The organism is Candidatus Pantoea edessiphila, from assembly GCF_002933355.1.
GTDB classification, from domain to species: Bacteria; Pseudomonadota; Gammaproteobacteria; order Enterobacterales; family Enterobacteriaceae; genus Pantoea_C; species Pantoea_C edessiphila.
The window spans coordinates 326,695-340,108 of sequence record NZ_PDKU01000001.1; the positions used below are offsets into that span (position 1 = coordinate 326,695).

A 13,414-nucleotide genomic window follows, 5' to 3' on the forward strand; every position below is an offset into this window, starting at 1 on the left:
AAAAATAATATTTTATTTATTAATTATATCATTTTATAATTAGTAAACAATGAAATTGTTTTTACTAATTTTTATAAAAAGAATTTGTTATTATATCAATATAAAAATTAAAAAATAAAAATATTATTTAAAGCATTAAGAGGTATCAATCATGAACCGATATTTTGAAACTGGTTCAATTTCACAACAATCATCTCGAGAGCTACAAACTTATATGGCTCAAGTATATGGCTGGATGACATGCGGTTTAATACTTACATCATGTGTTGCATGGCTAACTGCTCATAAGCCTATATTAACAGAATTTATTTTGAATGATAGAAATACTGTTCTTGGATTAATTGCAATACAGCTATTTCTAACATGTTTAATCTCTAATTCAATTACAAAATTAAGTGGTGCAGCAACAACTGGTATGTTCATGCTGTACTCTATGATAACTGGATTAGTAATGTCACATATTTTTTTAGTATACAGTTCTTTATCTATTGCTATCATTTTTTGTGTAGCTGCAACTATGTTTGGTCTTATGAGTCTTTATGGTTACACTACAAATAGAGATTTAAGTAATTTTAATAATATACTATTGATGGCTTTAATTGGTGTTTTAGTTGCTTCATTAATTAATTTTTTATTAAAAAGTTCTATGTTAATGTGGTTAATAACATATATTAGTACTTTATTATTCGTTGCTTTAACAGCATATGACACACAAAAAATAAAAATTCTTGGTAATCAAGTAGATATTAATGATAGTGAAAATCTACGCTGCATTTCAATATTAGGTGCTTTTACTATTTATTTAGATTTTATTAATTTATTTACAGTATTACTTAGAATTGGTGGTGATCGCAATAAACAATTGTAAAAATTTATTCTCCCTATCTCCTCAAAAAAGAAAATAGAGTTCAACGGAGAAAGGGAGATAAAAATTAATAGCAAATAAAACATTTATCATTGATTTTTTAATATCGTGAATATAGTTCAATTTTTAAAAATAATAAATAATGATTTTAAATAAAAATTATTTATCATTTTCAATGAAATAATAATAAATTTATATAATATTTGTGAGAAATTATATTATATGCTACAAACTTCACTTATCCTTTTTTTTATAAATAAATATATAACTTACTATTATTAATAGTAATAAAACGAAACCTATACTAAATAGGTACGTGAAATGCTGATCAAACCTGTACAACCAATAAATAATTATACTTCCAGCGTAATATCCTAAAGTAATAAAGGTTAATGACCATATAGCTGCTCCTACCACATTTAATATAAAAAACTTCATTGAATTAAGACGGCTTGCACCTATAATTACCGGACCAATAATACGAAATCCATACATAAACCGTACTCCAATCACAAACAAGCTAGGTTGACTCTTAATTAATCTTCTTGCTTTGATTACTTTATTTTTATGTTTTTTTAATTTTTGTAAAATTCTAGTGCTGTATTTACGTCCAATCCAATAAAGAAATTGATCTCCAATGATACCACCTGCCATAGTTGTCAATAATACTTTAGTAAAATTTAATAAACCTTCGTGTACTGTTATACCTCCTATTAATGTAAAAGTTTCTCCTTCTGCAAAACATCCAATAAAAAGCGCTAAATAGCCATAATGAGCTATTAATTCTTTAATATTTAAGTGTAAGATACTACATCTCCTTTGGCGAAAATTTAGTCGGATGAATTGTTTATGTATGCATTTGCAGAATATGAATGTTTATTATGTATAGAAGGTTTATTATTTATTAAATTTATTTTATTAAAATACTGGTATAATTGATTTTTATAGGTAACCTTGTTTTAAGGTTTTTAAAATACAACGTTAAACAAAATATTTTAAAAAAGACATTTTTTTAATTTTCCATGGATGATTATATTATTATAATCTGTTATAAAAAACATGCAATTATGTACATTTTATTAATGTATGTTTATATATATAAAATAAAAAATTAATTGTGAAAAAATTAGTTGACTGGATATGATTAACTTATCATAATGATTATAATTAAAGGAAAGGCTACGTAGCTCAGTTGGTCAGAGCACAGCACTCATAACGCTGATGTCACGGGTTCGATTCCCGTCGTAGCTACCACTGCGGAAGTGGCGAAACAGGTAGACGCACCAGATTTAGGTTCTGGCGCCGTTAGGTATGCGAGTTCAAATCTCGCCTTCCGCATATACGTTTTGGGGTATAGCCAAGCGGTAAGGCACCGGTTTTTGATACCGGCATTCCCTGGTTCGAATCCAGGTACCCCAGTTACAGATAAGGATACAATTTACTTTTGATTTTCAATCATTTATTATGTTTTAACTTTCATGTCAAATATCTTGTGTGTATTTATCTGTAAACTAGATACCTGACTTGTTTGTTTAACTCAATCGATCTATTACATATATTTTAATTGAGTTACAACATATATTAAATACCTCTATAATGCCTTTTTTATATTACAACACTAAAAATATAATCAAAATAATTTAATGGCAAAATTAAGAAAAAATATTTTAAATGTAATTAGATTATTTTAAATTATATTAAAGAGTTTATGTTGACATGAAAAAGATATATATTAAAACTTGGGGTTGTCAGATGAATGAATATGATTCATCTAAGATAATCGAATTATTAAAAAAGACACATAACTATGTATTAACAACAAAACCTGAAAATGCAGATGTTTTATTACTTAACACCTGTTCTGTCAGAGAAAAAGCACAGGAAAAACTATTTCACCAACTAGGTAGATGGAAAGTTTTTAAACAAAATAAAAAAAATTTAATTATTGGAGTTGGTGGATGTGTAGCTTCACAAGAAGGTGAATATATTATCCAAAGAGCTCCTTACGTGGATATTATTTTTGGACCTCAAACATTACATCGTCTCCCTAAAATGATAAATAGTTTTTATGATGTTAGGATTCCTGTTGTAGATATTAGTTTTCCAAAATTAGAAAAATTTAATTATTTTCCTAAAGTTATCCCTAAAGGATATAGCGCTTTTGTTTCTATTATGGAAGGATGTAATAAATATTGCACATTTTGTATAGTGCCATATACTAGAGGAGAAGAAGTTAGCCGATCTGTTAAAGAAATATCATTAGAAATTATTCAATTAGCTTCTCAAGGAGTAAGAGAAATTACTTTATTAGGTCAAAATGTAAATGCTTATAGAGGAATTAATTTTAATGGTAGAATGTGTAATTTTGCTACTTTATTACGTCATATTTCAAAGATTGAAGGCATAGATAGAATTCGTTTTATTACTAGTCATCCAATTGAATTTAGTGATGAATTAATCGAAGTTTACAAAGATGTCGATAAATTGGTAAGTTTTTTACATTTACCCGTACAAAGTGGTTCTGATCGTATACTTAAGTTAATGAAAAGATCACACACTGTTTTGCACTATAAATCTATAGTTAATAAGCTAATTCAAGTCCGTCCTGATATTCAAATAAGTTCAGATTTTATTGTAGGATTTCCCGGTGAAACAATAGATGATTTTAATCAAACTATGCATTTTATCATGGACATTAATTTTGATATGAGTTTTAGTTTTGTATATTCTGCAAGACCAGGAACACCGGCAGCTGATTTATCTGATGAAGTAAAAAAAGAAGAAAAAAAAAGAAGACTTTATTTGTTACAAAATCTTATTAATCAGCAATCTAGACGTTGGAGTGATCGAATGGTTGGCACTGTACAGCGTGTTTTAGTAGATGGTTTATCAAATAAAGATATAAAACAAATATCAGGAAAAACGGAAAATAATCGCATTGTTACATTTAATGGTTCACCTGATAATATTGGCAAATTTGTTGACGTAGAAATTGTTAGTAATAATTTTAATGCTTTAAAAGGTAAATTGCTAAAAATAGAAAATGAACCAGACATTCTTTAAAAGTATTGTTTGTTAAATATAAAAATATCAATACATGCTTTATTTAAAATATGAGTATAAATTGATATAATTTTGTTTATTAAACTAATATTATTAATAATGCACTGCCTTTTTTAAAATTTTTATTTATTATTTATTTAATATATATTAGATTAAAAACAAATTAAGTTTGACTAATGATTTTTTAAAATCAGAAGAATGAAACCAAATGAAATGGAATAATTTTGATTTGCAAATTGCTTGTAAAAATACTATCAATATACCCAATATAATGAAATTTCAGTGTTGGATAAAAAATATATTTATATATTTACAAATAAAAAATAACATTACCATACGCTTAGTAGATAAAGAAGAAAGCTGTAAGCTAAACTTGATGTATCGTAAAAAAAATAATTCTACAAATATTCTTTCATTTCCTTTTGAACAGTTTCCTTTTATAAAATTACCTTTGCTAGGAGATTTAGTCATATGTTTTCCATTAATTGAAGAAGAATCAATCCAGCAAGGAAAAACCATTGAGTTTCATTTATTGCATATAATAGTTCATGGTATTCTTCATTTACTTGGTTATACTCATAATAAAAGATACGAAGCTAAAAAAATGGAATTTATTGAAATTAAAATAATGTCTATTCTTGGCTATCCTAATCCATATTATATATGTGAAAAATAAAATGTAATTTTTATATGTTAATATTATTTAATTTTGTATGATTTCACCGTTAATAATTTATGATACCATCTATTTTATAGAAAATATCTTTATAAACATGATTTATTAGTATTAATTGATCGAAAAAATATCAATAACTATGCGTGACTTAAATTTATCTTTAATTACTGATTACAATTAATATTGTTATATTTTTGTTATGTCAATCTTAAAATTTATATATAAAATATTAATTTATGTCTGGAATGTTATATAATTATAATCTAGTGTTTAGTCGCATTTATAAACAAATATGCAAATCATTTCATGAAAAAACGTAAAGAATTTGGAAGTCATCAGTTTATACTATGCAATAGCATTATATGACACTGGTACAATGGAATTATAATTTACACAATTAATAAGGTTTTTTAATCAAAAAAAGGTAATTTTATTCTATCGTTAATAGAAAACTTATAATGAATGATTGTTATAAATCTTTGTTTATTTAAACATAAGTGATCTAATATTTCTAGAATGATATTTATTATTAACTTAAATAATAAATATTTATATTATTTTATATATTTTAAAACAGTTAACTTTAAAATATATAAAATTATATATTTATGCAAAAACATATAGCATCAAATAAAACTTGAGTGATAAATTAGTCAGAAAATATTTGATATAGGGATTGTAAGTTTATATGCAAAAAAAATACCTTCCTAAAGATATAGAATTTAAAGTTCAAAATATTTGGAATACAAATAACACTTTCAGTGTGACTGAAAACAAAAAAAAAGAGAAATATTATTGTTTATCTATGTTACCTTACCCATCTGGTAATATACATATGGGTCATGTTAGGAATTATACTATTGGGGATGTAATTACGAGATATCAACGTTTACTTGGTAAAAATGTATTGCAACCAATAGGTTGGGATGCTTTTGGATTGCCAGCAGAAAATGCTGCAATTAAAAACAATACTATTCCTTCAGTCTGGACTTATAAAAATATAGATTATATGAAAAAACAATTAAAATCTTTAGGATTTGGTTATGATTGGAATCGTGAAATTACTACTTGCAAGCCAGAATATTATTATTGGGAACAATTGTTTTTCATCAAACTTTATGAAAAAGGTCTTGTTTACAAAAAATTATCAGAGGTAAATTGGTGTAATCATGATAAAACTGTTTTAGCTAATGAACAAGTTATTAATGGTTGTTGTTGGCGTTGTGATAATAAAGTACAACGTAAAGAAATATCACAATGGTTTATGAAAATAACTGACTATGCAGAAGAACTATTAAGGGATTTAGATCTTCTCGAATATTGGCCAGAACAAGTTAAAACTATGCAACGTAATTGGATAGGTCGATCCGAAGGGATAGAAATTACTTTCAATGTAGCTAATAATACAGAAAAAATAGTTGTATATACTACCAGGCCAGAAACTATCATGGGAGTAACTTATATTAATTTATCTGTAAATCATCCACTAGCTTTGAAAGATTCAATTGATAATCCTTTGCTTGCTAATTTTATAACAGAATGTCGCCATACTAAACTAGCTGAATCTGATTTAGCAAAAAGAAAAAAAAGAGGAGTCGTTACTAATTTTTTGGCAATTAACCCTTTAACGGATCAATTAATTCCAGTATGGGTGTCAAATTTTGTTTTCATGGAATATGCAACAGGAGCTATAATGTCTGTTCCAGCTCATAACCAAAAAGACTGGGATTTTGCTATTGAATATAATTTACCGATAAAACCTGTTATTCTTAATATAGATGGTAGTAAACCAGATGTTAGTAAATCTCCAATGATAGAAAAAGGAGTTTTGTTTAACTCAGGTAAATTTAATGGATTGACCAGTACAGATGCTCTTAAAGCTATTTCTGAAGAATTGATAATAAAAAAAATTGGTATAAGTAAAGTACACTATCGTCTTCGGGACTGGAACATATCACGTCAACGATATTGGGGCACACCAATTCCAATGGTAACACTACAAGATGGAACAATATTGCCAATACCTAAAAATCAACTGCCAGTTATATTGCCTGAAAATGTAATTATGGATGGACTTAAAAGTCCAATTAAAGTCAATCGAAAATGGGCTGAAATTACAATAAATAACCAGTTGGCGTTTAAAGAAACTGATACTTTTGATACTTTTATGGAATCATCTTGGTATTATGCACGTTATACATGTTCTAATTATAATGAAGATATGATAAATTCTGAAGCTGCAAATTATTGGTTGCCAGTAGATCAATATGTAGGAGGTATAGAGCATGCAATAATGCATTTACTGTATTTTCGTTTTTATCATAAATTATTACGTGATGCTGGATTTGTAAAATCTAGCGAGCCTGTCAAGCGTCTTCTTTGTCAAGGTATGGTATTATCTGATGCTTTTTACTATATCAAAACAAATGGTGACCGAGAGTGGGTGTCACCATTAAATGTTATTACTCAATATAATAAAAAGGGTCAAATTATAAAGGCATATGATAATGCAGGGCATGATTTAATTTATGCTGGTCTGCATAAAATGTCTAAATCTAAAAATAATGGAATTGATCCACAGAAAATAGTAGCTCTTTATGGAGCTGATACTTTACGCTTATTTATTATGTTTGCAGCTCCAGTAGAAATGACATTACAATGGAAAGAATCTGGTATTATTGGGATAAACCGATTTCTAAAACGTTTTTGGAAATTAGTCTTTGAACATGTACAACAGAAAAAAAATTATTCGTTAGTTTTATCTGATCTCAATCTCAATAATCATCAAAAATTATTATTAAAACAATCAAATAATACTATTATTAAAGTAACAGATGATATTGATCGTCGCAGATCTTTTAATACGGCTATTGCTTCTATTATGAAATTAGTAAATTTACTAGTTAAATATTCAAAAGTTATGGAAAGTTATCAAGATAGAGCAGTTAGGCAAGAAATATTATTGGTTTTAACACGTCTACTTTATCCATTTACTCCACATATTTGTTATGAATTATGGCATCATTTAGGAGCTAAAGGTAGTATAGACGAATCATCTTGGCCTGTTCCTAATAATTTTGAATTAACTACTGATAATTCAACAATGATATTAGTTCAAGTTAATGGGAAACTACGCGATAAAATTTTAATTTCTGATGATAATCTGAAACAAGAACAAATACAAAAAATTGCTATGCAAAGATATACGATAGCAAAATACATTAATGTTTCAAATATTCTTAGAGTTATATATATACCAAGTAAACTTCTTAATTTTGTTACTAAACAATGATTTTTTACTTATTAAAATAGGGAATAAATATGAAAAAACTAACCAATAAAAATTTTATCTTAATAATAATAATGACATTTATTATAGTCAGTTGTGATATGAAATCAATTTATTGTTATAAAGCACCACCAGGATTTAGTAAAATAATTATTTGTAATAATCAACCTCAAAATCCAATTGTAAAATCTTTACATAAATCATTAGCTATTAGAAACATTGAAGTAGTTGAAAATAATCCAAAAAATCGTGAAATATATTCCAAACTAGTATTTAGTTATCCAGAAAGTAAGCAATCTAATTCTTCTGTCAATGCAAATCAAACGGATTGTGACCTTATACATAATACAAAAATATATTTTATATTACCTGAACAAAAAATTTTTCTATTGACAAACGATTATTTTGAAGCACTATGTCCAAAAAAAATTAAAATTAATAATGAATTACAATATATAAATGATCAATTAATAAATAATATTTTTGATATATATAAGTTAAATCATAAAGCAACTGTCTTAAATCCAAAAACTAAACCTTTAAATCGTATAAATAATATTCATCATGTTAATAATATTCATAATAATAATGTTCACAATAGGAAATTGCCAAGATTAATTATTAATTAACATAATAATGTACTAAACATGATAAAAATTAATTCACAACAGCTTAGTAATCAACTTAGTGATACGCTAAACAATAGTTATATATTGGTAGGTAATGAAATTTTATTATTAAATGAAAGTTATTCTATGATCAATAAAAAAGCTGTAACAAATGGTTTTAAAGAATACTTTAAATTTATAATAGATAACAATACTAATTGGAATTTATTATTCACAACGTGCAATTCACTAAGCTTATTTAATACTACTAAAATAATCATTGATTTAGAATTTACTGAAAACACTATAAATTCATTAATTACAAAACAACTTATTATAATGCATAAATTCTTACATTCCAATATTTTAATTGTTTGTCGTATAAAGAAGTTATCTAAACATGATGAAAATAGTCTTTGGTTTAAAACACTTTTTAGATCTAGTGTTATAGTTTCATGTTGGAAATTAGACTCTAAGCAACTGCCGAAATGGATATTAAATCGTGTGCGAAGTATGAATTTACTTATAGATGATAATGCAATACAGCTGCTTTGTCATTATTATGAAGGTAATTTACTAGAACTTGATCAAGCTATAAAATTTTTATGTTTACAATGCTACGATGATAAAATTAATACTTCTAGAATTAAAGAATCATTAAATAAAATCCCCTGTTTTTTTTCTGTTGATTGGGTTAATGCTTTATTAGAAGGTAACATTGTTCGTTCCTTTAATATTCTTAGTGAGCTAGAGAAAATTGATAGTGAAGCAGTTATTTTATTGAGTACTTTACAACGTGATATTTTAATATTAATAAAAATTTATCATTATCAAAATCAAAAAATATCACAAAATATTATGGATAAGTATAATATCTGGAAGACAAGAAGATATTTATTTGATGTCGCTTTAAAAAGATTGAATATTATTGATTTACAATTAATAGTTGATTTATCAATTAAAATTGAACGTTCAATAAAACAATACTATTATCCAATGGTTTGGTTACAATTTGAACTATTATCTTTTATTATCTGTAAAAATATATTTCCGATGAACCTATCCTATGTATTCTAATTTATATGCAATATTTGGTGGTACTTTTGATCCTGTTCATTTTGGTCATTTGTACTCAGCGAAAATGCTAGCTAGCGAGATTGGCTTAAAATCTGTAATTTTAATGCCTAACAACATACCTCCTCATCGTTTAAAACCAGAAGCAAATGCAATACAACGTCTTGATATGTTAAGATTTGCTATTAATAAAGAACCTTTGTTCAAAATTGATAATCGTGAATTACAATATGAAGAACCATCTTGGACTGTTTCTACTATGGAGAAAATACGTATAGAATTAGGTAATAATACATCGATCGCTTTTATAATGGGTTACGACTCTTTATTAAATTTAACTAATTGGTATCGTTGGAAAGATTTAATTTCATTATGCCATCTATTGGTATGTAATCGTTCTGACATTACATTAAACGAAAAAGATAACAAAATAGATTCTTCATTGTATAAATATATTACTCGTGACATTAACAAACTATATTTAAAACCTTCAGGATGTATATGGTTAGCTAATACACCTTTTTTTAATGTTTCTTCTACTAAAATAAAATTACTGTTTAGTCAAAATAAAATGTGTAATTGTAATAATTTGCTTCCGCAAGCTGTCATTGATTATATTATAAAACATAGATTATATATGAAATAAATATTTTTTATTATTTTATTCATGATTACTTTTATTATGAATTAATTGATAATAAAGCAGATTATGATTATAAATTTTTTAAATATTTCTAAATATATTTGGTTTTATTGTATAAATAAATTTAATTCATATTAATAATAGGACGACATGTTCATCAAATAAAATGCAATTTAAAAATAATAATTTTCGTAGTTACAGTAGTATAAAACAAATTCTTGTTAACAGAACTTTAATTACTTTTTTCTTCATTCTAATACTATTTTCTGCAATATTAGTAAACTTGTATTTTTTACAAATAGTACATTTTGAAGAGTATCAAATAAAATCAATGAATAATTATATTAAATTAAATCCTGTTGCACCTAGAAGAGGTCTTATATATGACCGTAACGGTATACCTTTAGCTATTAATCGTAGTGCATATCACTTAGAATTAGTATTAAAAGATTTTATTAAAGTTAACAATAAAATTCCAAACATACGTAAAATTTTTAATATCACAGATAAAGATCTTAAAAAAATCAATAAGAAAAGCAATATGAATACGATAATATCTGTTGCGCATGAGTTAAATGAAAAACAACTTTATTATTTTGCTACAAATAGATATCTATTACCTAATTCATATCTTAAAAAAGATGAAAAACGTTATTACCCTTTTGGCAAAACATTAACCCACGTTTTAGGTTATGTTGCAAGAATTAATCGTAAAGATAGAGAGTATTTGGAAAAAAATAAAGAAAAAGATAACTATATAGTAGACAAAAACATTGGTAAATTAGGAATTGAATCTTATTATGAAAAAATATTACATGGAAATTCTGGCTATCAACAAATAAAGATCAATAGTATTGGTCGCAAAATCAAATTATTAGATGAAAGATTACCTAAATCAGGTAAAGATATTTATCTTACTATTGATATAAAATTGCAACAATATATTGAAAAATTGTTATCAAATAAAGGTCGCATTGCTGTTATTGCAAGTAATCCGCAAAATGGTGAAATATTAGCGATGGTTTCTACACCCAGTTATGATGCAAATTTATTTATAAATGGTCTTTCTACTAAAAGTTATAATATGCTATTACAAAATAAGGATCTCCCTTTATATAATAGAGCTATCCAAGCCACCTATCCCCCAGCATCTACAGTCAAACCTTATATTGCACTTACAGCACTTGAAGCAGGTATAATTAATAAAAATACTAATATATTTGATCTGGGTTGGTGGAAAATGCCAGGTTCTAAGAAATATTATCACGATTGGAAGAAATCAGGACACGGTTATATTAATATCATAAAATCTATAGAAGAATCATCTGATACTTTTTTTTATCAAATAGCTTATAATATGGGAATCAATTACATTTCTCAATGGATGACTAAATTTGGTTTTGGTCAATATACTGGTATAGACTTACCACAAGAAAACAAAGGTAATATGCCAACACGTAATTGGAAGATAAATCGTTTTCATAAACCATGGTATCAAGGAGATACAATTCCAGTTGGTATTGGACAAGGTTATTGGACTGCAACTCCACTACAAATGAATATAGCAATGATTACTCTAATAAATAATGGAGTGGTTAAGGTACCTCATATACTTTTTGCTGTTAAAGAAGCACATTCAAATAAATTTTATTATAATAAACCATTTTCAAAAAATGTAATCTATTCTAATTTTAAGTATTGGAGTATAGTGAAACAAGGCATGTATGGTGTAGCTAATAATAGACATGGAACGGCTTACCAAAATTTTGCAAATGCACCCTATAAAATTGCAGCAAAATCTGGTACTGCTCAATTATTTAAATTAAGGAAAAATGAAACATATAATTCACATAAAATCAACGAAAATTTACGTGATCATAAGCTAATGAATGCATTTGCACCATATGATAAACCGCGCATAGCAATTACAATTATTATGGAAAATAGTAGCAATAATAAAATTGGAAAAATTATGCGTCAAATTTTAGATTATTTTTTAATCTACAAAAATAAATAGATTGATTGAATTGATGATAATATGTAATGGAAAAGCAAATATGTCAATCAAAATATTAAATAAAAATGATAATGTACCAAAATATTCGATATGGATGCGTATGCATATCGATCCGCTTTTAATGCTTGCTATTATCCTTGTATTAATCTATGGTATGATGATTGTTTGGAGCGCTAGCGGCCAAAATATAGTTACTATGGAGAAAAGAATTATTCAAGTAATAATTGGTCTAGCAACTATGATAATATTAGCTCAATTACCACCTAAAATTTATGAAATAACTGCATACTATCTCTATGGTATATGTGTAATATTATTAATTATAGTTGATATTTATGGTCAAATAAGCAAAGGATCACAACGTTGGTTAGATTTAGGAATATTACGGTTTCAACCATCTGAAATTGCTAAAATAGTAGTGCCTTTAGCAATTGCAAAGCTTATTAATCGTGATTGTTATCAATTAACATTTATACGTATTTTTATTTCCTTAATTTTTATATCTATACCAACTTTATTAATAGCAAAACAACCGGATCTTGGTACATCTATTTTAGTAGCTATGTCAGGTTTACTTGTATTATTTATTTCTGGTATCGGCTGGAAATTAATTTTTATAGCATCAATTTTTATTATTTCATTTAGTCCTATTTTTTGGTTTTTTTTAATGCAAGGTTATCAACGTGAACGTATATCTATGTTATTTTATTCTCATGTCGATCCATTAGGAGCTGGTTATCATATTGTGCAATCTAAAATAGCAATCGGTTCTGGAGGACTATATGGTCAAGGTTTTCTTGAAGGTCCTCAAGCACAATTGAATTTTGTACCAGAAAGTCATACGGATTTTATTTTCACAGTTTTAGCAGAAGAACTAGGATTAATAGGAGTTTTAATTTTATTTATATTATATTTATTATTAATTATAAGAGGTTTAATATTAGCATTACGTGCTCCAAGTGCTTTTGGTTGTGTTATCATAAGCACATTAATGTTAATTTTATTCATTTATATAGTTGTAAATGTTAGTATGGTAAGCGGTATTTTACCTGTAGTTGGAGTTCCGTTGCCTATGGTAAGTTATGGTGGCTCAGCTCTTATAGTGTTGATGGCTGGATTTGGTATCATGATGTCTATTGATACTCATAGGAAAATACCTGTCTGATAATTTAATAGTAA

10 protein-coding genes and 3 tRNA genes are annotated in these 13,414 nt (G+C 26.3%); 12 read left to right on the forward strand and 1 reads right to left on the reverse strand.

What is annotated here, in order from left to right:
- Window positions 1–151: 151 nt before the first annotated feature.
- The gene (locus CRV10_RS01505) at window positions 152–868 is read left to right on the forward strand and encodes a Bax inhibitor-1/YccA family protein (protein WP_136130056.1); all 717 of its coding nucleotides are present in this window, start codon (window positions 152–154) and stop codon (window positions 866–868) included.
- A gap of 231 nt (window positions 869–1,099) precedes the next feature.
- Here the strand turns inward: CRV10_RS01505 and CRV10_RS01510 are convergent, their stop codons facing one another.
- The gene (locus CRV10_RS01510; protein WP_136130057.1) at window positions 1,100–1,672 is read right to left on the reverse strand and encodes a DedA family protein; all 573 of its coding nucleotides are present in this window, start codon (window positions 1,670–1,672) and stop codon (window positions 1,100–1,102) included.
- A gap of 370 nt (window positions 1,673–2,042) precedes the next feature.
- On the opposite strand from CRV10_RS01510, the gene CRV10_RS01515 reads away from it, so the two are divergent.
- From CRV10_RS01515 to rodA, 11 genes are all read left to right on the forward strand, one after another.
- Window positions 2,043–2,119 (forward strand) — tRNA-Met (locus tag CRV10_RS01515).
- A gap of 2 nt (window positions 2,120–2,121) precedes the next feature.
- A tRNA-Leu gene (locus CRV10_RS01520) sits at window positions 2,122–2,203 on the forward strand.
- A gap of 9 nt (window positions 2,204–2,212) precedes the next feature.
- A tRNA-Gln gene (locus tag CRV10_RS01525) sits at window positions 2,213–2,284 on the forward strand.
- A 297-nt stretch (window positions 2,285–2,581) separates the two neighbouring features.
- Window positions 2,582–3,928: a tRNA (N6-isopentenyl adenosine(37)-C2)-methylthiotransferase MiaB gene (gene miaB / locus CRV10_RS01530; protein ID WP_136130058.1), complete on the forward strand. Its 1,347-nt coding sequence runs from the start codon at window positions 2,582–2,584 to the stop codon at window positions 3,926–3,928.
- A gap of 208 nt (window positions 3,929–4,136) precedes the next feature.
- Window positions 4,137–4,604: an rRNA maturation RNase YbeY gene (gene ybeY / locus CRV10_RS01535; protein WP_136130059.1), complete on the forward strand. Its 468-nt coding sequence runs from the start codon at window positions 4,137–4,139 to the stop codon at window positions 4,602–4,604.
- A gap of 688 nt (window positions 4,605–5,292) precedes the next feature.
- Entirely contained in the window at window positions 5,293–7,896 is a 2,604-nt protein-coding gene (leuS, locus tag CRV10_RS01540; protein WP_136130060.1) for a leucine--tRNA ligase, read from the forward strand.
- Window positions 7,897–7,925: 29 nt separating this feature from the next.
- A complete protein-coding gene (locus tag CRV10_RS01545; RefSeq protein ID WP_136130061.1) occupies window positions 7,926–8,522 on the forward strand; it encodes a hypothetical protein in 597 nt (198 codons plus the stop codon).
- Between the two features lie 18 nt (window positions 8,523–8,540).
- Entirely contained in the window at window positions 8,541–9,578 is a 1,038-nt protein-coding gene (holA, locus tag CRV10_RS01550) for a DNA polymerase III subunit delta (protein ID WP_136130062.1), read from the forward strand.
- Window positions 9,568–10,221: a nicotinate-nucleotide adenylyltransferase gene (nadD, locus tag CRV10_RS01555; RefSeq protein WP_136130063.1), complete on the forward strand. Its 654-nt coding sequence runs from the start codon at window positions 9,568–9,570 to the stop codon at window positions 10,219–10,221. Before holA ends, nadD begins: the two co-directional genes overlap by 11 nt.
- 163 nt (window positions 10,222–10,384) lie before the next feature.
- Window positions 10,385–12,235, forward strand: coding sequence for a penicillin-binding protein 2 (mrdA, locus tag CRV10_RS01560; RefSeq protein WP_136130064.1), 1,851 nt, complete (start codon window positions 10,385–10,387; stop codon window positions 12,233–12,235).
- A 40-nt stretch (window positions 12,236–12,275) separates the two neighbouring features.
- Entirely contained in the window at window positions 12,276–13,400 is a 1,125-nt protein-coding gene (gene rodA / locus CRV10_RS01565) for a rod shape-determining protein RodA (protein WP_136130065.1), read from the forward strand.
- Window positions 13,401–13,414: the final 14 nt, after the last annotated feature.